Origin of the sequence: Saccharicrinis aurantiacus, from assembly GCF_001660705.2 — a bacterium.
Lineage (GTDB): Bacteria > Bacteroidota > Bacteroidia > Bacteroidales > Marinilabiliaceae > Saccharicrinis > Saccharicrinis aurantiacus.
Genome location: NZ_LYBV02000026.1, coordinates 306,410 through 329,913 on the forward strand (window position 1 = coordinate 306,410; position 23,504 = coordinate 329,913).

Sequence of the window (23,504 nt, forward strand, 5' to 3'; positions counted from 1 at the left end):
ATCTCAAAGCAAGTTGTAAATTACATTAACAATTTATAATTAACCATTAATAATTATCCCTCCCTTCTCTTGTTCAGTAAAAAACTAGACAATACCAATATCACTGTTACATTGCTTTCAATTACACACCCTTTTTAATAAATCAGTGCCCCTAGGCATACATTCACTTCGTATATATTAGCATAATCAAAACGGTTATTAATTTATAAATCAACTATAATTTAAATACAGTTACTATGCAAATATTACTTCATCAAATTAACTTTAGCAAACGCATATTAATTATGCTATCGTTTATTATAACATGCGGTTTCATTCAAGGTCAGGAGCCGCAGAAACCCAATGTTGTATTTGTTTTGCTCGACGATTTAGGCTTTTCACAAACAGGCTATATGAGTCAGGGCATCACCGAGGCAGATTTAGATCCGCTTTTTGTTGAGTATACCGCCGAACGCTATAAAACAAAAAACAGCTATACACCACAGCAAGCCATTGAGTTTGCGCGTAGGGCCACACCAACCATCGATAAAATGGCTAGCGAGGGCGTTATTTTCAGCAATGCCTATGCAGCATCTAACCTATGTGCGCCATCGCGTATTGCCATTGCAACCGGAACTATGCCCAATAAACTAGGCATTTATACCAATACCGATTGCGAAGCACGTGGCCCCAATAAAGGCGCCTTACTTGTACAAAACCTAAAAGATAGTGGTTATGCCACAGCCCATATTGGTAAATGGCATGTAGGCCGTCAAGATCCAAACTACCGCAAACAATATCGCGGATCTACCCATAAAAACGATCATCCCTATCAACACGGTTTCGATTACTATTATGGATATAACATGTACGATAGTCCCTTTTATAACGCTGATAATGTTTGGGAAGGATACCAAAAGTTAGAGAAAAACCCCAAGTATAACACCGACCTGTTTACCGATAAGGCACTCGAATTTATGCAGCAAAGCATAGAGGGCGATAAACCATTTTATGTGCAACTGCACCTACACGCCGTGCATGCTCCCCTAAACCCCAAGGCACCCGATAATTATTTTAAGCAGTTCAACTCCGATTCCTACCTACTCAATAACTTTTATGCCCACATCTATGGTGTCGATCAGAATATAAAGCGCGTAAAAACCTTTCTTCAACAGCATAATATCGATGAAAATACCATCATTATTTTCACATCCGATAATGGTGGTTCAGTAGGTTGGGATTCTCCACTGCCAGGCAATGCGCCCTACCGCGGTCACAAAGGAATGTATCTATTGGGCGGTATCCGCGTGCCTATGTTTATCTCGTGGCCCAAGGGCATCCCCAAGGCTCACGAAGAGAAAAATTTGGTATCCACCATTGATATCATACCCACTGTATTGTCAGCCGCTGGAGTCGATATTCCAGAAGGTATCGACGGAAAGGATTTGACCCCTTATTTATCAGGAACCTCAAAAAAACCAGTCCGCAATCATTACGTATGCTCCGGTATCCATTCTTGGGCCTGGGGTTTTATGTGCAGTCATAGCTTCCACCAATTTAACGAAACCCGCAAGCGCGCTACCTTTGCCTCTGTGGTAATTAAGGAAGGGTATTTGTGGCGTTACGTAGGCGAAACTGTTGATCATCTCTATAAAGAATACCCCGATGGACGACCTGCTTATTACGAAATGTACAATATTAAAAACGACCCCCAGGAGCGCGATAACAAAATTGAATCAGAGAAAAAGAAAGCCAAGCAATTAAAAAGTATCTGGAAACAAGAGTCGTCTACCTTTCCGCCACCACAACACGGCAAAAAAGACCTATGGAACGATATCATCAATAACTAATACCAAATGCATTATCAATTATTTGATGATGTTTTTGATATAACCAACTTAAACGCAACAAGGTTTGGTTTAGGAGAATTTAAGTAGCCATAATTTGGGCGCCTTAACCTGCTATCCATTCTAGCCTTTATTGTTTTACTTAAGTAGGACTATTGGCTTCGTGTGCTTCCTGCGGTCGCATCCGTGCCATAAGTCCCACTAAAGCAAACCAACAAAGGGCTGCCATTACTATCAGGGGCGCATTGGCATAAACAACGAGGTTTATCTCCCCCCAAATAGTGAGTAAAAAAAAATCCGGATTCAGCATTGCCAAATCCGGATGATTATTAGTTGTATTTGCTATACACGCATTAAATCGTATGCCTCACCGGTACACTATCCAATTCGCTTGCACTTTTATCACTTAGTACATAATTAATTCTATCAATCGAAGCCTGTTTGTCCTTCGGTAACTGCGAATCAAAACTAACCGTATTAATAACATGAATCCCCATGTAATAAGTATCTACCTCAACCAATTCAATTAATTTTTTTTGCTCCTCAAGCACCTCGCGTTCAGTAGCCATTTCAAAGCTACCCTTATTCACATCAGCCTCAAGCTGCGTTCCCTCATTAACATTTAACGAAGTAGGCACAATACCAATAGGCTTATACTTATTAATTAATCGGGCATTTGCTTCAGCATTTTCAATACCTCTACCTTTACCGGCAGCACCAAACATAAAGCCATAAAAGAAACTAATCCCAGCCTTATTCAACCGGCCCAATTGCGCTTCGGTATCAGCCAATGAAGCGCCTTTATTTAAATAATCCAACGCATCACCTAAGCCCGTTTCTGCGCCAATCCATAAATCGCCAATCCCAAGTTCCTTAAGCTCGGCCAATTCCTCGTCCGATTTTCCCATTATATTATTAATGGAAGCATACATGGTAATAATTTTAACCTCTGGCAGATACTTGTGTATCATCTCAGCAATGTTTTTTAAGCGTCTTCCCGATAAAACAAAGGCATCACCATTCACTAAAAACACACGCTGCACATTAGGATATAGCTTTTGAGCTTCCTGCAAATCTTGCTCTATTTGCTCGGTTTTAGCCACAGAAAACCTAACATCGCGATACATGGTGCAGAATGTACATTCGTTATGTGCACAACCCACTGTTACTTCTAATAATAAGGTGTTAGCCTCGTAGGGTGGTCTGTAAACTGGTCCTGTGTAGTTCATTTCTTTATGTTTTAAATTTAAATATTCAAAAACCTATTGTAATCATCATCTTCATGATTTAATTACAATACAAAGATACAGTACAAGTCATTTATGGGTGTTGTAGTCTTATTGGTAAGTATTGTATAAATAGTGGTTAAATGTAGTGTAGTTATCGGTATTTGAGGCTTCGTAAAGGTTTTGTGGTGTTTTTGGACTGTTTTATGGTATTTAAAACCTTTATTTTTACAATTATATGGAGTGCTAATAATTTGTTAATATTTTTGGTATTACATTTTTAACCACTGGCTACTAACTACTGGCTTTTATTTAACAAACTATTGATTTATGAAAAAAAACATGATGCGATTACAATAAAAGCATTTCAAATTGATTAGGTTTACCTTCGTTTTATTAAGCCTAAAATAAACCTATATGATTACTAAAAACTTCGCCCTTGTAAGAATTGTCATTCTTTTATTAATTGCTACTTCTTCCTCAAGTTGTCTTTATATTGTTACTAAGAGTCGGGCGTTACTAAAACAGCAGAATAATGCACAGTTAGATTATGTAGCTAGATATGCATTTAATTTAAGGGATAAAGGAAAGGTTGCAGATTGGCCTTTAGTAATAATAGATGGCAGAGGCTACGCCCTACATTATTATATAAATAAGCATGTTGCCTTGTCAAAACCTGAAGTTAAACATATTGATTTTCTACCGAAAAATAGTGAGACTGCATTAAAAATCTATGGAGAATCAGGAAGGGGAGGAGTAATACTTGTTACTACAAGCTATGCAAAAACAAGGGCGCCTCTTAAAATAAAAAAGGCTGAGTCTGTAAATGGGAGTAAAGTAATTTATGTAGTAGACGGTAAGGTGGATGAAAAAGAAAACGTTCAGAATATCAGTAAGATGAAATAGCAACAATGGATATTCTGAAACAGAAGGAGGCCATTAAAGTATATACACAGGAGGATTGTGAAGGTGTGATACTAATTACCTTAAAAAAGTGAATTGAGCTATCAAGCATCCTCGCATGACTGTACGAGGATACTTGGATGATGTTCTGGGTATTAATTACCAATATATTTTACATAGGAGTAATAGGCTCCAAAAGTATTATCTCCTTCAATAAAATCATTTTTTAATATTGTATGTCCTTTTTTAAGGTGCACTTTAAAAATAATGGCTTCTTCGTTGCCCTTAATTGCTTTAGTAAACTCTCGATTTTGTATTTTAATACGCGCCTCAGTTGGTTTAATAACCGTATAATCGTAATGGTTTTTATTTACTGCAGGCACACTCCAAATAGCACCAGGGCATTCTTTGGGCCAACGGCATAAGCTGATTTCATATAAGCCGTCTTTTTCAATTCCAATGGTGTGCTTGTTGTTTTTATTTGTGAGTCCTTCAGCAACTTGCTCACACTTCCAAATGCCTCTGTCGTCGCCAATGGCATGTTGTACCGTTAGTTTTATCTCCTCTTGCGCCGCATTGCCCACAATGTTAACCGGTAGTTCTTGATATTCAATTCTAAGTTTTGCCTTTTCAATAAACTTTTTATTTTGCTGCAATAGCGACGTAATTAATTCAGGATGTTGAGCTGCCACGTTGTTTCTTTGGCTCGGATCTTTTTCAATATCATACAGCTCTTTACCATTAATCAGTCGCCAGCTATCTTTCATAATGCAAGTTTGATTTACAGCTTCAGGAGCGCGCCAATCTTGTCGGTGGTGTACAAATACACTCCTATTATTGGGCTTGTTCTTTTTACCTCTTAGTAAATCAGAAACATCAATACCATCTAAATCCATATTTTGTGCTAGCTCAATATTACAAAGAGCAGCAAGTGTAGGCAGTATATCAACATGGGCACTTAGCTGCGAAATATCTTTTCCACCAACAATGTTACCCTCAGGCCAGCGAATGTAAAAAGGTACGCGATGTCCGCCCTCTAACTTAGAGCCTTTAATTCCTCTAAAGTTTTTATTGTAGCCTAGTTTGCCATCATTACTATATCCATAACGACTTCCGTTATCACTCATGAAAATTACAATGGTATTATCGGCTAAATTGTTGTCAATTAAAAACTGGTTGAGTTGGCCCATGTTTTCATCAATATTGGCAATCATGCCCATTTGCTTGGCACTTACCACTTCTTTTCCTTCAAGGTGTTGGTATGGTTTTTCATATTTCTCAGCCACAATAAGTGGGTCGTGCGGCGCATTGGTTGGTAGGTATATGAAAAATGGTTTGTCCTTTTTTTGTTCAATGTATTTTTGCGTTTCGCTAAACCAAACATCGGTACAATATCCAGTAAACTGTTGGGCTTCGTTATTTACGTAATACACATCATCAAAATATGTATTTCCCCAATGGTCTGATAATTCACCAACACCGCCAGCCAAATGCTGAATTACAGTTTCAAAGCCAGAATCTGTTGGTCGGCTAGGGTAATTATCGCCCAAATGCCATTTGCCAAACATAGCAGTATGGTAGCCATTGTCTTTAAATATATCCGCCATGGTAATTGCCTTTTCATTTAAAGCATCACGCCCTTTAAAAGTAGCCCAAACTCCATTGTTAACCGGATATTGCCCTGTCATGATGGCACCGCGCGTAGGGGCACAAAGCGGACTTACATGAAAATCACTTAGGCGTACAGATTCGTTATAAAAGGCATCAATATTTGGGGTTTTAATCCACGGGTTTCCCTCGCAAGCTAAGTCACCAATGCCTAAATCATCGGTTAAAATAAGTATTACATTGGGTTTTTGCTGAGTTTTTGCATTCATGTTAATGCCTGCAAATAAAAGGCAGATTAGATGGATGAGCGTTAAGCTATTTTTCATGTGATTGTTTAATCTATTGTTTCCCGAAAAATAATTCAATTTGACAAAAGCTAGCGGTTACCTTTAGTAAAATAATAGGGGAGGTATTCTCCTTCTTAAAAAAGAATGCTCTATTTATGGTAAAACGAGTGTTATTATTCTTTTATAAATCTTCCATATAACATGTCACTATCGGTTTTTATCACCACCAAGTGTAAACCTTGATTTAAAGAAGATATATCAATAGCTTCATTGGCATCATTAACTTTTTTATTGATTACCACTTCACCTAATGTATTGTAAACGTTCAAGTGTGCTTCAGTAGCAAGTCTTTCGTTACTAGATACAAATATGTGATTGCTACTAGGGTTGGGATAAATGTTTAAACTTTGTGTTTTAAGTTGATTTACCGAAGCACTTTCGTCATCAACCTTAAGAACAATGCTATGGCTGATGTTGGTATTAACCAAAGTGGCTGTTATTGTGGTAGTACCTTTTTTTAGAGCAGCTACTCTGCCTAAGGCGTCTATGCTTGCTATTGTAGGATCATCAATTTGCCAATTTACAGTTTGAAACGATGCATTTGAAGGACTCACAATAACTTGTAACTGTTGTTCTTCATCCTCTTTTAAGATTAAAGTTTGCGGATTTATAAGAATACCGGTGGCTTCAACTATGGGGTTTGAGTTTGGGTCGGTTGCAGTGTACCATCCACTACCAAAAGTAGAAGCGTAAAATTTACCCGGTGTATAATTATCAATGGCAATATCATTAACTCTATCTGACTGGCCGTTGCCGGTATTGATCTTTTCCCATGTAACACTTGCATCTTTAGAAAGGTAGACTCCTGCATTGCGCCCATCTATTTTAGCATTGGATAAGGTTGAAACTAAAATGATATTCGGATCATAAGATGCGGTTTCAATTCGGTTAGTCCACGGAAAATCGAATATTTTGGTCCAACTAACCATGCGATCTTCACTTACCCAAAGGCCACCATCGTTACTATTGGCGTAACTAGCCCCTGCGGTAATGTATATTTTGCCATCTTTTGCAAAATGAATATCGTTAATACCATAATTGCCAGATATGGCCTGAGTAGATTCTACTTCAAGCCAATTACCGCCATAGTCCGTTGATTTAAATAGTCCACCGTTGGAGTTTTGTATGCTTACGTACAAAGTGCTGTTGTTATTCGGGTCAATGGCAACCATGGTGGCATCTAATGATTCGGGCAAGCCATTATTTGAGTCAGTCCAATTGGCACCACCATCGCTCGATTTATGAAAGCCCCAATGTGTAATGGAATTGCCAACATATTCCATGTTCCTCGATTTTTGAGGTACTACAAAATACATGTTATCAGGCTGTGCTGGATCAATAGTTAGGTGTATTTGATGCACCGATTGATCGCCCGAATGCCCTGTTATATCCCAATAAGGAACCGCCTCTCCATGCTCATGAAAAGTTGCGCCATTATCAGTTGATCGCATTAGTTTCCCTTTTTTAGCCTGACGGAAAAATAATGCGTAATGAATATTAGTATTATTAGGGTGAATAGCATACCAACTTAATGAGTTCTCGTCGTCTAATAGCTTATAGAAGTTAGCTGCTTGGGCACCTTCTCTCACATTATCACCATCTAAGTTGGTTACCCATAAACTATTTTCTCCAGCATGGCAAAACACTTTATTAGGGATAAGTGGGTGCTGAAAAAATCCATGACCAGGAACATTGCTATTGCCTGCGCCAACATAACTTTCCTCCTCTGGTTCTCCCGTATATTCGTCGTCAATATCAACCCAAGTTTCGCCTTTGTCGTAACTCATTAAGGATATTTTGGCAAGCTGTGTATGTAGCACAGAACCATCTGCATTGAATTTTACAAAGTTACAGCCCTTGCGCTCGTAGAAGTCACGGTTAACCCATTCCTTTTTATATTTTAAACTGATGTTAGTTTCCATTGGGTTGTTTCGTTGCGCCCAATAGCTTGCATCTGTAGAGCCCGATTCCCAAGCTTTTCCATTACGTAGGCATACGTGCCAATTTTCTCCACCATCGGTACTACGCCAAACACCACCTGGTTTAAAGTTATTGCGCGAGGCATTTGAATATTCGTTATTGAGGTAGATGTTGTTTACATCGTTCGGATCAATCTCAATGGTATTATACCTGATCGTAATCTTGCTTGGCATATCGGGATATGCAGCCAAGAAAGCATCATCATCCATGTCAAAAATATAGGCAGCACAGTGCGAGTAGCTTTTTTTAATGTCGGCATTATTCTGAAAGTGACTCATATCTATGGCCAGGTTGCCACTGATTTTTTGCCATGTTTCACCACGGTCTGTACTTTTAAATAAACCACCCTTTTCGTCTGTTATAGTAGTTCCATCGGCCTTCCAAATAGGGTTGATGATTACTATGATGGTAAGCAAATCATCGTCTGCATTGTAATGATAATCCATGGCACGGAGCATGTCGTAATCCATACCACTATCCTTTTTCACCCAAAGGTCGCCACCATTGGTGCTTTTGTAAAAGCCTGTACTTGTAGACGCATATACAATATCAGAATTAGCTGGATCTACCAATAGCGTTTCAATACCTGTTTCCGCTTCAAGTCCGCTGTTAATTAAAGTCCACGAGGTTCCTTTGTTTGTGCTTTTCCATATTTTATTTAAACTAGGCGAATGGGCTAGTGTACCCTTGGGCTGAGAGTGCGGGTAAAGGTTACTCCCTAAGTTGCGTAATCTGCCACCTCCAGCATACCAAATATTATCATTTTTAGGGTCAACAGCTACTGCATCTACATAAATGCCATCAAAAGTAGTAACAGGCATTCTGGTCCAGGTATGTCCCAAATCTTCGGTATAAAATATACCATTGTTTCTCTCGTCGGTACTCATACCAAAGTTGGTATTGCCACGTGCAAAGTCAACACAAGTTAGCTCTATGGGGCCACGATATCCCTTTTTATAATCTGTTTCATCTACATTCAGAATGGTGTTGTATGTGTAACCGGCATCCCATGTTCCGTATGAGTTGCCCATATTAGGACTAATAAATAGTACATCAGGCTCGGTAGGATGCCAAAATGCCGATTTGCAGTTTCCACTCATCCCTGGGCCAAACTGTTGCCAAACAATATCGGGGTTAGAGCTTACATTCTTTGTTTTTAAATCATTAAAAAAGCTTTCTTCCTCTTCAATCCATTCAATTTTAAAATCGTCGAAGTATATCTCCGAGTTACCTGCATTGTTTGGTCTAAAGCTAAACAGTATATAGGCGTTGGCATCCGTTTGCGTTGCTCTATAGCTTGTTTTGTATTGTGTCCATTCTGTTTTATCAAAATTGCTAAGGTTTATTTGATGAAGTTTAGTTCCATCTTCTGCAAATATTTTGATATTGGTGGTAGAGTTATCATTGGGGTTATTCACAAATTTATACCAAAATGTTATTTCATAGTTTTCTCCCTCTTTCAGTAAAAAGGAGCTTGTAGTTAAATTGCCTTTCTGCGATGGTGAATTAAAAATCATATTTAAACCGTAAGCATCGTTTCTTTTCGAAATGGTGTTTCGTTCAAATAAGGGCATGCCTGTACTTAGTGTGCTTGACCATTCTGTAGAAAATTCTTTTTCAAAGCCGCTATAAAAAACAGATTCGTTGGCATAAAATATATTGGGGATAATTAGGAGTATGGAAATTATAAAGTTTTTCATTGCCTGATTTTAATTGTAGATTATTTTAGATTCTTCTTCATGCAATATTCAATAATACTTGGAATAACAAATATGGAATCCCTTTCATGTAAAAAGACCTAATAAACGGTGTAAAAGTAGGGGGTAAAAACGTATCGGTTTTATTAGCTGTTCTTGTTTTTTTGAAAGTAATAATTGCCGTTGTATGATTAAACTATAAGTGTTTTGTTTTGCAGGTAAAATTATGAAAATTTGACATTTAGTCAGGTCAATTTTATTAGTAACGTTTTTTAAGGATAAGAATTGCCTAGTGTTTTGTAGAATAAAACTAATACTGATGTAAATGAATCTTGTGTTTTATAAATAGTTTTAGACATGTGTTATAATTTGTTTTTACCCGCTATCTTCCTATTTTCACACTCTATAAAGAGATTTGAATATTGCACTAATCGTGCTAACGTTATTATATTTCAATACTGAAAGTTATGCTAAAAAAAATATCATTATTACTGTTTTTCGTTTGTTTTTCGTTTGGTGTATGGAGTTCTAGTTTTAAAAACTTGACCACATTAGATGGCTTATCTCAAAACGATGTAAACTGTATCTTTCAGGATAGTAGAGGGTTTATTTGGATTGGTACACACGATGGCTTAAATAGATACGATGGATATACGTTTAAAGTGTATCGTATGGAACCACGACAAAAAGATGGTTTGGTTAGTAATATTGTTTTTACCATTACAGAGGATGCTGAAGGACACCTTTGGATGGGCTCTAGTGATAATGGAATTTGTAAATTTGATGTGGACAATAATGTGTTCACGCATTTTTCAAATTCAACTGAAACCCCCAATGTATTAACCTCTAATCGAATCATTCAAATTAAGGCTGATAGTTACGGTAATGTTTGGTCTGTTACTGATAAGGGAGTTGATGTAATTATTACTGCTACCAATGAGGTTATTCATTTAACTCTTGCTGATTTAGGGGCAACAAAAGGGAGTTTTCAAGGGAATTTTGGCCGTTCAATACTTGAAGATTCGGAAGGTAATATATGGATAGGTACCTATAAAGGCTTGGCAAAAATGGACCCAGTAAAGCACAAAGTGTCCTATATTTATACACCAAGTGCTAAGCCCTCATTGGTAACAAATATTCAAGAGTACGGAGATTATCTAGTTGTATGTAATGGCGCTACAGTACGTATTTTTGATAAAAAAACGAAAGAATATCATAAAAGTTTAAAACTATTGAGATCCACAAGAATGCTTATTGACGATTCTGGTAAATTGTGGGTAGGTAGTGCAAACGGCTTGCTTTTGTGCGAGCTTGAGGAGCATGCACCATTACGTTTTAAGAAGAAAAAACTATTTACAGCAAGTACTAAATCTGATGGCTTAACCACAAACTATATTACCGCCTTGTTTAAAGATAAATCTGGATTAATATGGATAGGTACAAATGGTGGAGGTGTTAATATTTATAATCCAAAATACAAGCCTTTCAAACAATATAATATCCAACAAGATCAAACAACAACATCTTACAATAAGGTGCGTAGTGTATTTTCTGATAAAAGAAATAATTTGTGGGTTGGTACAGCCGAAGGTTTAAGTTTTATTTCAAAGAGTATCCTTGAAGAACAATCTGACAACAAGAATATTGATCAACAAAAGTTAAAGGGTAATTTAGTTTATTGTATAGATGAAGATGAGAAGAATGACCTGCTTTGGATGGGAGCTATTTATCCTAGTGAGGTATATGTTTATAATACTAAGAATAATCAAAATATTGATCCTTACAAACTTGGAGTACCTAAAACAAAATCGGTATTCTCAATATTAGTAGATAGTAAAAGTAATGTTTGGCTAGGTACCTATGGTGATGGTTTGTGGCGCTTAAAAAGGAAAAAAGATGGTACTTATTATCGCAGACAATTTGTGATGGAAGATAAGAGCTACTCTTTGTCATCAAACATTATTAGAAGTTTAATGGAGGATAAACATGGTAATATTTGGGTTGGGACATCAAATGGTCTTAACAAAATCTCCTATAAAGAAAGCCATACCAGGAACCCTAGATTTTTCGTTCATAAAAACATTAGGGATAACGAAAAAACCTTAAGTCACAATTATATACTTCCAATATATGAGTCTAAATCAGGCGATATTTGGGTTGGCACTATGGGTGGAGGACTGAATAAATATGTTATATCAGATATAGGTGTAGAGTCTTTTGAGTCCATCACAACTAAGGATGGTTTACCAAATAATGTAATAAAGGGAATCCAAGAGGATGAAAACCAAAACTTATGGCTCTCATCAAACAAAGGATTAACTTGTTATAATCCTATCACAAAAGAAATTAGAAACTATGATGTGGCTGATGGATTGCAGGATAATGAGTTTTCTGAGTTAGCGAGTTGTAAGAATAAAAAAGGGGAGTTAATCTTTGGAGGGGTAAACGGGCTAAGTGTTTTTAAGCCTTCGGATATAGCTGAAGATACTACGGTTGCTGAACTCGCTTTTACACGACTTGATATTCTAAATCAACCAATTGAAGTTGGGGAAGAAGTAAGGGGCAGAGTGCCATTACAAAAAGATATTAATGCAACTGAACAGATTTCTTTAAAATACGAAGAGAATAGTTTTACCATGTACTTTGCAGGATTACATTTTGTAGCACCGCATAAAAATAAGTATAAATATATTCTAGAGGGTTTTGATTCAGAATGGGTTTACACTAATTCGGATGCTCGTTTTGCCAAGTATACTAACCTTAAACCAGGTAATTACACTTTAAAAGTAATGGCGACCAATAACGATGGTTTATGGAGTAATGAAGCCCGTACTATTAGTATAACAGTTATTGCACCTTGGTGGATGTCTACATCTGCTATGGTTGCATATCTAGTCGTTTTTGTGCTATTACTTTGGTTCTTCCGACGTTTTTCTCTTATTGGTGTGCAGCAAAAAAGTCAATTATTAATGGAGCGCTTCGAGAAAGAAAAAGTACAGGAGCTTTCGCAGATGAAGCTTAAGTTTTTTACGAATATCTCTCATGAGTTTCGGACCCCTTTAACCTTAATATTAGGACCTATAGAAAAACTTATTAAAGAGAAAAACACATTGCCCGAAGAGAAGGTTGATAAAATTCATCATACAATTTATAGAAATACTAACGTTTTGTTACGCTTAATTAATCAATTGATGGATTTTAGGAAGTATGAACAAGGTAAAATGAAAATTGAGGCAAACGAAGCAAATATTGTATTGTTTGTTAAAGATGTTTCAAAAGCCTTTGAAATGGTTGCTGATGAAAAGAATATTCAATTTAAATTTAATACTACGTCTGAGTCAATTAATCTTTGGTTTGACCCTGATAAACTTGAAAAAATTATTTACAACCTTCTTTCCAATGCTTTTAAGTATACTGATAATGGAGGGGAGATAATTATCAATATAAAAGAAGAAGATAAGACAATATCCATTGAAGTTAATGATACCGGTATTGGTATGTCAAATAATGTATTAAAACATGTTTTTGATAGATTTTATAATGCAGGGAAGATAAGTACTAATAAGCAAGGGAGTACTGGTATTGGTTTGTCCTATTCTAAGAGTTTGGTTGAAATGCACCATGGAACTATCTCCGCTAAAAGTACGGAGGGTGAGGGCACTAGTTTTGTTGTTGAATTATTAAAAGGGAAACAACATCTTAAAAAGGAAGAGTTACGTGGCACCTCAACCTACAAGATTCAAGAAGATGTAATTCTCTCCGGAATAATACATGGTGAACAAAAGAAAGCTGTAGTTGCAGTATCTTCAGACAACAAAATCAAACTACTAGTAGTTGAAGATAATTTTGAACTGCGAGAGTATGTAGTTGACAACCTAGAAAGTAAATATGAAGTGCTTCAAGCTAAAAATGGTAAGGAGGGACTAGAAATTTGTAAGGAATACAATCCTGATCTTATTATAAGTGATGTTATGATGCCAATAATGGATGGCTTTGAAATGTGTGAGGCTATAAAAGCAGATGAAAGCATAAGCCATATTCCGATTATATTATTAACAGCTAAAAATTTAAGTGAGCATAAAGTTAAAGGGTATAGTTTAGGTGCTGATGCATACGTATCAAAGCCATTTGATATGGATGTTTTACTGGCTCAGATAGATGCGATTATAGAAAAGCGGAGTTTAATCATAAATATGTTTGATAAGAAGATAGAAGTCACGCCAACTGACATTGCATCAACTTCAATGGATGAAAAATTCTTAGCAAAGATAATTTCTATTATTGAATCAAAAATAGATGAACCTTTATTTACAGTAGAAGAACTAGCTTCAGAATATGGTATTTCAAAGGTAATAATGAATAGAAAGCTGAAAGCTCTCACTGGTAAAACAGCAAAAATATTTATCAGAACAATACGCTTAAAACGTGCCGCGCAACTTCTTTCATTAGGTCGTTATACTGTAGCTGAAGTAACATATGAAGTAGGTTTTTCAGATTTAAAATACTTTAGAACTTGTTTTAAAACAGAATTCTCTCTTTCTCCCTCAGAATATAAAAAGAAGTTCTCAGAGCAACTCATCTCGGATTCTGATGATTTAGAAGACGAAGAATAAACCTTATTTTATATCATAAATATTGCCCTGAGTAAATACTAATTATTTACTCAGGGTTTTTTGTTTATTCTCGATAGAAGGAAATAATGAATTTTATTAAATGTTAAAAAGAGTAAAGGTGTAAAATGCTCTTGCGTAATTAATTTGTTCGCTGTTCTCCATATGTAATCAATGATTTAAAAGGCTGTTCAGGATATTCTTATTTTGCACTAAGGGTTATTTTAGGCTCTAAATCCTTCTATTTTAGGGAAAATTAACAATTATTACCCACTTTTTAGACTTGCTTATACCCACATAAATTTAGCCTCTTCATCTAATTTTACCTGTAATAAATGATGAATGAAAGAAAACAAAATTACATCTATGAAACGACACAATTTTAATCAATTGCTAAAACGGGGGATTTTTCTATTACTCGTACTTATGATGCAGGTTGGTATTGCAAATGCGCAATCTGTAAAGATTAGCGGAACTGTTACCGATGGAGAAACTGGCGAGCCTTTACCCGGGGTTGCCATTGTCTTTAAAGGAACATCTAATGGTACAATTACCGATTTTTCTGGTAATTATTCAATTAAAGGGCCTCAAACCGGAATCCTTCAGTACTCTTTTATAGGTTTCGATTTAAAAGAAATACCTGTTGAGGGGAAATTGAAAATTAATGCCAAACTTAAACCTAGTAGTATCGATATCGATGAAGTAGTTGCCATCGGTTATGGTACACAAAAAAAGAAAGAATTATCAGGAGCCGTTGTTCAGGTTAAATCTGAGGATATTCAAAAAATATCTACATCTGATTTAGGTACTGCTTTACAAGGGTCTATTGCCGGGGTAAGTGTTCAGCTAAGCTCAGGGCAACCTGGTGCCAATTCGAATATTCAAATTCGAGGTGTAAATTCGATCTCAGGAGATAATGCTCCGCTTTTTGTTGTAGATGGTATTCCGCAAGAGTCAGATCCACAGTTAAGTAATAGCGAAATAGAGAGTGTGGATGTGCTTAAAGATGCTGCCTCAGCAGCTATTTATGGAGTGCGTGGTTCTGGTGGTGTTATTTTAATTACCACTAAAACGGGTAAAGCTGGAGAAATGAAAATTACAGCTGATGGATACTATGGAATTCAAAAAATCACTTCGGGTATTGATCTATTGAATTTTGAAGATTATTGGTATGCACAGTTTATTTTTCAAGGACACCTAGACGCAAATGCTACCTCTGATAATACTTGGACTGCTATGGAGAATACTCCATCAAACTTTACCAATAACACCAGTATAATGGATGTTATTGAACAAGATAATGCGAAAATTCAAAATTATAGTGTTAATATATCAGGAGGTACAAAAGATTTGACTTACAATATTGTAGGGTCTTTATTCTCTCAAGATGGTACTCTTATTAATACAGGTTATGAGCGATTTAATGTAAGAGCTAATTCTTCATACAAAAAAGGACGATGGACGGTTCGATCTAGTTTAGGTTTTAAGGTTGATGAGCAGGAGTATGCAGCAGGTAATTTATTATATGAAGCCTATAAATACAAACCATTTCAAAAAGACTTAGATCCAAGCGCATCAGTAGTAAGTGATGATGGTACGGGGAATGATAAGCTCCAAACAGGAAATGTTATGGCCAAATTAAAGCAAACAGATGTTCGTAATGGTGAAACCTTTAATGGGAATCTGAGTGTTGGATTTGAAGTGATGAAGGGTTTAACCTTTAATGGAAGAGCTGGTGTTATATATGGAAATAATACAAGAGTAAAGATAAATCCACTTTTTGAGGTTTATGATAACGATGGAGAACTGGTTGTTAATACAAATACCCGTTCTGGCGTTAAAAACACCAGCGATAGAAACACAAAAACAACCTTCGAAGGAGGATTAAATTATGTGAAAAAGATTGGTAAGCATCAATTAAAGCTTTTAGCTGTGGCCACAAGTGAAGAGTTTAAATACTCAACATTTTATGCGCAGGGTAAAGATATCACAAGTAATGCTGTTCCTGTGTTAGAGCAAACAACACTTGAGCCATCAGTAGGTTCTGGCAAAGATTATAACAGAACACTTATTGGTTTGTTAGGTCGTGTGCAATATAGTTATAAAGGCGGACGTTACAACTTAAGTGTGAGTGCCCGTCGTGATGCTTCGTCTAAATTTTCTGCAGAACATAGGTGGGAGACATTTCCTTCAGTTTCTGCGAGTTGGAATGTTGCTGATGAAAAATTTTGGCAAGGAATGTCATCTGTTGTTAATGCCTTTAAGTTGAGGGCATCTCATGGACAAGTGGGTAATAACAGTATTCCTGATTACGCTTATGGTGCCACAATCAGTTCTGGTTATGATTATCCTTTTGGAGTTGAAGGTAATCCTTACCTTACTTTAGGTCAAACTCAAACAGCTTATGCAAATCCACAAGTTCATTGGGAAACATCACAACAAACCAATCTTGGTCTTGATTTTGGCTTCTTTAAGAATAAGTTGACATTTAATATGGATATATATAATACAGATAAAAAAGATTTACTATTTCCATTATTGGTCCCTTCGGCAGCAGGAATTGGTCAAAACCAAAAGGTATATCTTAATATAGGTGATATGAATAATAGGGGTATCGAGTTAGCTACTAATTATCGTCATCATGGTAAATTTAGTTGGAGTGTAGGAGGAACTTTTACTAAAAATGTAAACGAAATTAAGAAGATGAATGGGTCTAACCCAATCTCTTATTTCTCAAATGGTAATCCTATTTCGGTGAGTGGCAATAAAGATAAGATAACGGTAATTACAGAAGGGTATGAAGCAGGTGCTTTCATGGTTATGGAGACTAATGGCCTTGCTAATACCAAAGAAAAATTAGCGGAATATCAGAAAATTGATCCAGGGGCTAGAATGGGAGATCTAATTTATGTCGATCAGAATGGAGATAATGTAATCGATGAATCGGATAGAGTTTATGGTGGTAGTGGAACTCCTGAGTTCGAGCTGGGTTTAAGCTTGAACTGCGATTATAAAGGCTTTGACTTTTCTATGCAATGGTTTGGAGCATTTGGGCAAGAAGTAATCAATGGATCTAGAATTTATGCTCATACAACAGGTACGCACCAAGATCAACTATATCAGTGGTCAACTGACAATCCGCTAGGAGTTATGCCAGCTAATAGAAAAGGAGATCATATGAACTATAGGTCTTGGTCTGATATATGGATAGAAGATGGATCTTTCGTTCGTTTAAGAAATGTAACTATAGGATATACATTACCTAAAAAAATGTTAACTAAGATAGGTCTCTCTAAGTTACGTTTTTATGTGGCAACAGATAATCCACTAACTTTTACGAAGTACACAGGTTACGATCCTGAAGTAGGTGGTGATGGATTATCAACACGTGGTTTGGATAAAGGAAATTATCCTATAAGTTCACAGTATAGAGGTGGTGTACAATTGAGTTTCTAATAGTTAAATTGGTAGAAATGAAAACAAATAAAATAATAAAATTTATAGTAGCTTCTTTAATAGTGATAACTATTAGTAGTTGCGAAGATTTCCTAACACAGGTAAATCCTAATGAGATAACTACAGATAGCTACTGGACGAAACTGACAGATACTAACAGTGGTTTAACAGCAGTGTACAATGCCTTTAGAGATATGGATGTGATGGGAACAAAATACGAGATTCCTCGTAGTGATGCTTCTTATCCAGGATATGGGCGACCAAATACTACAAATGTGTATTACCTGCAAATGTTTAATGCATCTTCAGATGGAAGTAATAAAAAGTGGGAGAAACTATATATAGGCATTTTTAGAGCCAACCAAGTTATTTTTGGACTTGAAGGGATTAAAGAAAACATGGTATCTGAAGAGGAATTATTAGATTGGCAGTACCAAATGGGACAGGCTCGTTTTTTTAGGGGTATGTTCTATCATTACTTACATTCTTCATATAATAACGGAAGTGTAATCTTATATGATTTTCTTCCTGAAACTGAGGCTGATTTTAATCAACCAGTAACTTCTGCAGAAGATATCAAAGCGTTTCTGAGGGAAGATTTAACTTACGCCCTTGAGAATTTACCAGATACATGGACAGATTATGCAGGGCCTGGTGAAGGAGTATCAGAAGGAACACCAGTTAATAATAGTAATTTGGGTAGAGTTACAGCAGGAGCTGCTGCTGCCTTACTAGGTAAAAGTTATTTATTCGAAGGCGACTATACAACTGCAGCCATGTATTTTAAAGCTATTATAGATAGTGGTTTATATAGACTGATGGATAATATTAACGATAATTTTACTGCAAATAATGAGTTTAATCAAGAATCGATATTAGAAATTGGATATGACCTTAGTTTAAAGGTTGATGAAGGAGGTAGTTCAAATCAAGGAACTACGAATACTTACGCAAATATGTTTAGTAACGTGGGGGGGTATAGATCATTATATCCTGCTAACTGGTTAATTTTGGCTTACAGAAACGATACTCCAGATCCAGTTGATTCAAGAAATCATGTTGGAGTTGATGATTTGGGTGATCCTATTGTGAGAAAATTTTCATTAAGAACATCATATTCAATTGTATTAATTGATGATGAAGATTGTGAACCTTATTATGGAAATGAAATAATAGCAGACATTGGTGCATTTAAAAATGGAGAATCTGCTTATTGGAAGAAGTTGACAAACTGGGAAACTGTTACCAGTGAAGATGATATCTTCGATAAGTCAGGTATTAATTATCGAGTTATTCGATATGCGGATATATTATTAATGTATGCTGAGTGCCTAATTGAAGGAGGTAAAAATGAAGGAGGAGTGCAAGGTGCTCTTAATTATATTAACCAAGTTCGTCATAGAGCTGCTCTAATTTTATTAGGGGGAAGTGCGAATGGTGCATACGCTAGTTCAACATATGATGAACTAGTTTATACTGCAGAGAGTTTAATGGAGCATTTAATGCATAAGGAACGACCTATGGAGTTATCAGGTGAGGGTTATTCAATTCGTCAACTTGACTTAAGAAGGTGGGGTATTACTAAAACACGTTTTGAAGAATTGGCCTCTAAGGATTATTATCTAGCTCAGTATGAGTGGATAAACGGTGAAGGAGAGTCTAAAAAGAAACGAGGTATTATGACCGAAGGTGTTGATGAGGATTATGGTACAGATTTATCAGAGTTTACGCAAGCGGCTATTAACTATAGAGAAGATGCTCATGCTTATTGGCCAATTCCAGTCAGTGAAACTACAGCTAATTCAAAGATTAATTAAAAAAAACAATCACGATGAAAAATATAAAATTATTATTCATATTCACAATCCTTTCAGCCTTTATGGCATGTGAGCCTGAATATGAGCCATTAAATGATTATTCGGCTATTGATTGGTTTACAACAGCATTTGGTAACGAAGCAAAAGTTTCCATTGATAAGTATATGTCCTATTCTGATTTGTCACAGAATGAACTAAGTCATACATGGTCATTTTCTGATACAAGTGGATGTGTGTTTTTAAAAGGTCCAATATCGGCTCAAGATAAAATATTTGATGAGTTTATTGATGAAGATGCAGGTAATGAATCGACAGATAAAACAGTACATGTATTATTTACTAAAGGAGGAAGACAAGCACTTCGTTTATACAATACATTCAGTGAAGAAGTTACTTTTTATGGTAACGATACCCTTTATTCTAATTATACTGATGGAGAGTGGGTTATTGATACTACATTTATTATAGATGTATATGACTCAATACAACCAGCGTTTAAAGTATATAAAGAAGATGTAGAAATTATAAGTGTACCTTATGATTCAATACCTTTGCAGTCTGAGAAGGATTTGTGGACTGTTGTGGAAGTGACATTTGGTAATTCTTTAATGTTTGTTGATTTAACAGAAAAAGGCCGACCAGATACATATAGTTGGGAATTTACAGGAGCTACGCCTGAAATTAGTGAAGATTCAGTATCAATGATTGCCTTCAATTCAATCGGAACTTTTACAGGGAAATATAAGGCATCTCGATCTGACGAAGATTTAACAGCTTCAAAAACAAAGATTATACCTCTAAAAATAAAAGTAATTGCTTCAAACGAAGAACTAGTATTTAAAGAAGCCAATAAATCAAGTTCAAATATTATTGGTTTGCAGATTTCAGGAGGTATAGCTCCTTTTACAGGGCAAGAGGCTACATTCACGGTTCATGCAACTAATGAAAATGGATTTGATGAAGATATAACAGTTAGTGAGGCTAAAGTTAATGAGTTAGATGCAACAATTATTGATTTAGTTTTAGCAGATGAGGTTTATAACAACGATGTTATTACCGTAACTTATACCGGTAATAAAATAGAATCATTAGATGAACGTATTTTAAGTAAATTTAGCGATGAATTGGTTAAAGTATTTGTAGGTAATATTCTTGATGAGGAAATGGCTAGTTTCGAAGATGCAGATGTACTAATAAATAGTGATTATTGGAAGTCTGAAGTTAAAGGAACAGGAACTGCTGAATATTCAACTGAGCAAGCGGCAAGCGGAAATCAGAGTATAAAAGGCGAGAATCCTGGTACTTCAGGTAATCAAATGCGATTTACAAGTAGTTTAGGTGGATTGTTGAATATTGAAGCTGGCGTAACTTATACTGTTAGATATAAGCGATTCGTAACTGATGGTTCAGATTCAGCAGGTGGTGATAAGTTTTATATTGGTGGTTTAAATGAGACTCAAATTAACAAAGCAGAAAATTTATTAGATCCAGGTAAGAATTGTCATGAATTCGTAGGAACACCACTTGGAGTTTGGTATGAAATGGAATTTGATTGGACTGCAGATAAAGATTATGTTGATGCATTTTTTACTTTACAGGTGAATCCTAAGGTAGGAACATTCTACTATGATGATTTCTTTATTGCTGCTAAATTAGATAGACCTGAATAATTCAATAAATTGCTCTGCTAATTAATTAGTAGAGCAAACATTAAAAATACTAAAGATGAAAAACTATTTTAAAATAATATGTGTTGTATTATTAGCTGTATTGTATTCGTGTGAGCCGGATGAATATGCAACACCAAATATTGAGTTGGTTCCTATTTACCGTTTAACAGATACTGAAAATGATACTTATGCAATAATTGATATATATAAAGAAAAAAGCTTATTGTTAATCGAGAATAAAGATTTTGCTGTTACTTCATTTATAACAACAGAATATGTTGATACATCTACAGTAGATAATTATTATATTTCGTTTGAGGTGTTAACAGAGTCTGTAGATACAGTAATAAATAATATTAGTTCCTCAGTTAGGGAGGAAATTATTACCAAAACAAATACTGTCGAAAATTACGATTTAGGAGGACAATTGGAAACTGGTTTAGCAGATCTTAATATCGAAGTTAATAAAGAACTAAGTTCAGTTACTACGATCGTAACTATTCATGAAGATGGTTCGGAAATAGTTGAAGTGGGAGATCCTGTTGAGGAGTCTATTCAAGAGTTTGTTTTAATAAATGGAATACTAACGGAAATAGAGGTGTATAACTAGTAAATATATATCTATAATAGAAAAGGGAGGTGTTAGCCTCCCTTTTTTGTTTTACCCCTATATTGCTTCGATTTTATCCACTATAAAACTCTCTTACCAACCTTACTTTTAGGGACGTAAAAAATATGAATTAACATTAGTTAATAAGATTCAGAGAAAGAAAATTAATACATAACATAAAATAGAGAGAGATGAAAACAATGAAGAATTTAGTGTTAGGTTTAGTGCTATTGTTATCAACAAGCACATTTGCTCAAGAATTAAATAACTGGCAAAAGCAGAAGTTAGAGAAAGAGCTAAGTGAAATGACAGAAGTGTTAGAATTGAATGAAAAGGAAATAAAAAAAGTCACCAAAATTAAAACAGAGCAAGCTATTGATGCGGATAAAATTATGAAGTCCGTAACAAAAGGAACGCCTGAGGCAAAGAAAGCCTGGCAGGATCATGGTAGAGAATTTAATGGAGAACTTAAAAATGTATTAGGAGAGGCTAAGTGGAATAAATGGTTAGCCTACAAAAAGAATGGAAAAAAAGCACAAAGCCCGAAAGAATCTTCAAATGATGAAGGTTTAACAGCAGCGGCTTTAAAACTTTTGAACAGTACGGATTTAAATAATTGGCAAAAAAATAAAGTTGAAGAAGAAGTTTCAGAAATGAATAAGGTGATGACGTTAACACCAGATCAGCAAAAAAAGGTTATTGATGTTAAAGCATACCAGTATAAAACTTCTGAAAATATTATGAGAACAACAAAAAAAGGTTCTCAGGAGCAAAAAGATGCTTGGAAGAAATTAGGTCCAGATGTTAGTGAAAAATTATTAGCTGCAACATCTAAGAAGCAAATGCAAAAGTGGTGGGCGTATAACAATAATAAAAAGAAATAATTAATTATTAGATTAATGCTGAAAATTAAAACTATGAAGAATCTCGTAATTGCGTTAATGCTTGTGTTGTCAACTAGTGCATTTGCACAGGAGTTAAACAATTGGCAAAAACAGAAACTAGAGAAAGAGTTAACTCAAATGACAGAAATTATGGAGTTAAATGAGAAGCAGGTGAAAAAAATAACAAAAATTAAAACAGCACAAGCTATCGATTCTGACAAAATAATGAAATCTGTTGAGAAGGGAACTCCTGAAGCAAAAAAAGCATGGCAAGATCATGGTAGAGAGTTCAATGGTCAGTTAAAGAAAGTAGTATCAGAAGAGCAATGGAAAGCTTGGATTAATAGTCAAAATAAAAGCAAGTCTGCAAATAATAAAAGCAAAGCAAATACAGTAGAGGGTTTAAGCGAAAAAACAAGCGCATATATTCAATCTAAAGGGCTAACCTCTTATCAACTTGGTAAAGTAAATAAAGAAGTCGCCGAAATGACAAAAGTAATGGCTCTTACTCAAGAACAGCAAATTAAAGTGGTTGATGTTAAAGCTGTGCAGAGTAAGAAGTCTGTTAAAATTATGAAAGATTACCCAAAGGGTTCTGCAGAGCAAAAAGAAGCCTATAATAAACTGTCAAAAGATACATCAGAAGGTTTGCTTGAAGCAACATCAAAAAAACAAATGAATATGTGGTGGACTTATAGAAAGGAAAAGAAGAATTAGTATAACGATTATATGAGGTCACTGAAAAATATTCCATTTTTTTTAGTGTAGTTTAAAAATATAAGGATGTAATATTGAGCTAAATGCTCATACGTTACATCCTTTTTTTTTGTGATAATTGATAAACTAAGATCTTCAAATAGAAATAAATAA

Annotated in this window: 12 protein-coding genes; 9 read left to right on the forward strand and 3 right to left on the reverse strand. The window is 35.5% G+C overall.

The features are described 5' to 3' along the window. The first annotated feature begins 236 nt into the window (after positions 1 to 236). A complete protein-coding gene (locus tag A8B35_RS11380) occupies positions 237 to 1,829 on the forward strand; it encodes a sulfatase-like hydrolase/transferase (RefSeq protein WP_068473018.1) in 1,593 nt (530 codons plus the stop codon). Between the two features lie 350 nt (positions 1,830 to 2,179). Here A8B35_RS11380 and A8B35_RS11385 read toward each other — a convergent pair whose 3' ends face one another. Further along, on the reverse strand, positions 2,180 to 3,055 hold the full coding sequence (locus A8B35_RS11385) for a radical SAM protein (protein WP_068473021.1): 876 nt from the start codon (positions 3,053 to 3,055) through the stop codon (positions 2,180 to 2,182). 414 nt (positions 3,056 to 3,469) lie between these two features. Here A8B35_RS11385 and A8B35_RS11390 point away from each other — a divergent pair, with 414 nt between their 5' ends. Next, on the forward strand, positions 3,470 to 3,958 hold the full coding sequence (locus A8B35_RS11390; RefSeq protein WP_068473024.1) for a hypothetical protein: 489 nt from the start codon (positions 3,470 to 3,472) through the stop codon (positions 3,956 to 3,958). Positions 3,959 to 4,110: 152 nt separating this feature from the next. On the opposite strand, the gene A8B35_RS11395 is transcribed toward A8B35_RS11390, so the two are convergent. Both A8B35_RS11395 and A8B35_RS11400 read right to left on the reverse strand, forming a co-directional pair. After that, on the reverse strand, positions 4,111 to 5,889 hold the full coding sequence (locus A8B35_RS11395) for an arylsulfatase (protein WP_068473026.1): 1,779 nt from the start codon (positions 5,887 to 5,889) through the stop codon (positions 4,111 to 4,113). Between the two features lie 134 nt (positions 5,890 to 6,023). Beyond that, entirely contained in the window at positions 6,024 to 9,590 is a 3,567-nt protein-coding gene (locus A8B35_RS11400) for a VPS10 domain-containing protein (RefSeq protein WP_068473029.1), read from the reverse strand. A 464-nt stretch (positions 9,591 to 10,054) separates the two neighbouring features. Here A8B35_RS11400 and A8B35_RS11405 point away from each other — a divergent pair, with 464 nt between their 5' ends. From A8B35_RS11405 to A8B35_RS11435, 7 genes are all read left to right on the forward strand, one after another. After that, positions 10,055 to 14,200: a hybrid sensor histidine kinase/response regulator transcription factor gene (locus A8B35_RS11405; protein ID WP_068473032.1), complete on the forward strand. Its 4,146-nt coding sequence runs from the start codon at positions 10,055 to 10,057 to the stop codon at positions 14,198 to 14,200. A gap of 363 nt (positions 14,201 to 14,563) precedes the next feature. After that, a complete protein-coding gene (locus A8B35_RS11410; protein WP_068473090.1) occupies positions 14,564 to 17,653 on the forward strand; it encodes a SusC/RagA family TonB-linked outer membrane protein in 3,090 nt (1,029 codons plus the stop codon). Positions 17,654 to 17,670: 17 nt separating this feature from the next. Then, complete coding sequence (locus A8B35_RS11415; RefSeq protein ID WP_068473035.1) at positions 17,671 to 19,470, forward strand: RagB/SusD family nutrient uptake outer membrane protein; 1,800 nt, start codon at positions 17,671 to 17,673, stop codon at positions 19,468 to 19,470. 14 nt (positions 19,471 to 19,484) lie between these two features. Then, positions 19,485 to 21,140: a hypothetical protein gene (locus A8B35_RS11420; RefSeq protein ID WP_068473038.1), complete on the forward strand. Its 1,656-nt coding sequence runs from the start codon at positions 19,485 to 19,487 to the stop codon at positions 21,138 to 21,140. A gap of 55 nt (positions 21,141 to 21,195) precedes the next feature. After that, entirely contained in the window at positions 21,196 to 21,750 is a 555-nt protein-coding gene (locus A8B35_RS11425) for a hypothetical protein (RefSeq protein ID WP_068473041.1), read from the forward strand. Positions 21,751 to 21,941: 191 nt separating this feature from the next. Then, complete coding sequence (locus A8B35_RS11430) at positions 21,942 to 22,634, forward strand: hypothetical protein (RefSeq protein WP_068473043.1); 693 nt, start codon at positions 21,942 to 21,944, stop codon at positions 22,632 to 22,634. A 33-nt stretch (positions 22,635 to 22,667) separates the two neighbouring features. Beyond that, positions 22,668 to 23,351 carry a hypothetical protein gene (locus A8B35_RS11435; protein WP_139314871.1) on the forward strand — a complete coding sequence of 228 codons (684 nt, stop codon included), beginning with the start codon at positions 22,668 to 22,670 and terminating at the stop codon, positions 23,349 to 23,351. The last annotated feature ends 153 nt before the right edge of the window (positions 23,352 to 23,504 follow it).

Coding starts and splice junctions, on each gene's coding strand:
- A8B35_RS11380 (WP_068473018.1), top strand. CDS start 237: ATGCAAATATTACTTCATCAAATTAACTTTAGCAAACGCATATTAATT.
- A8B35_RS11385 (WP_068473021.1), bottom strand. CDS start 3,055: ATGAACTACACAGGACCAGTTTACAGACCACCCTACGAGGCTAACACC.
- A8B35_RS11390 (WP_068473024.1), top strand. CDS start 3,470: ATGATTACTAAAAACTTCGCCCTTGTAAGAATTGTCATTCTTTTATTA.
- A8B35_RS11395 (WP_068473026.1), bottom strand. CDS start 5,889: ATGAAAAATAGCTTAACGCTCATCCATCTAATCTGCCTTTTATTTGCA.
- A8B35_RS11400 (WP_068473029.1), bottom strand. CDS start 9,590: ATGAAAAACTTTATAATTTCCATACTCCTAATTATCCCCAATATATTT.
- A8B35_RS11405 (WP_068473032.1), top strand. CDS start 10,055: ATGCTAAAAAAAATATCATTATTACTGTTTTTCGTTTGTTTTTCGTTT.
- A8B35_RS11410 (WP_068473090.1), top strand. CDS start 14,564: ATGAAACGACACAATTTTAATCAATTGCTAAAACGGGGGATTTTTCTA.
- A8B35_RS11415 (WP_068473035.1), top strand. CDS start 17,671: ATGAAAACAAATAAAATAATAAAATTTATAGTAGCTTCTTTAATAGTG.
- A8B35_RS11420 (WP_068473038.1), top strand. CDS start 19,485: ATGAAAAATATAAAATTATTATTCATATTCACAATCCTTTCAGCCTTT.
- A8B35_RS11425 (WP_068473041.1), top strand. CDS start 21,196: ATGAAAAACTATTTTAAAATAATATGTGTTGTATTATTAGCTGTATTG.
- A8B35_RS11430 (WP_068473043.1), top strand. CDS start 21,942: ATGAAAACAATGAAGAATTTAGTGTTAGGTTTAGTGCTATTGTTATCA.
- A8B35_RS11435 (WP_139314871.1), top strand. CDS start 22,668: ATGAAGAATCTCGTAATTGCGTTAATGCTTGTGTTGTCAACTAGTGCA.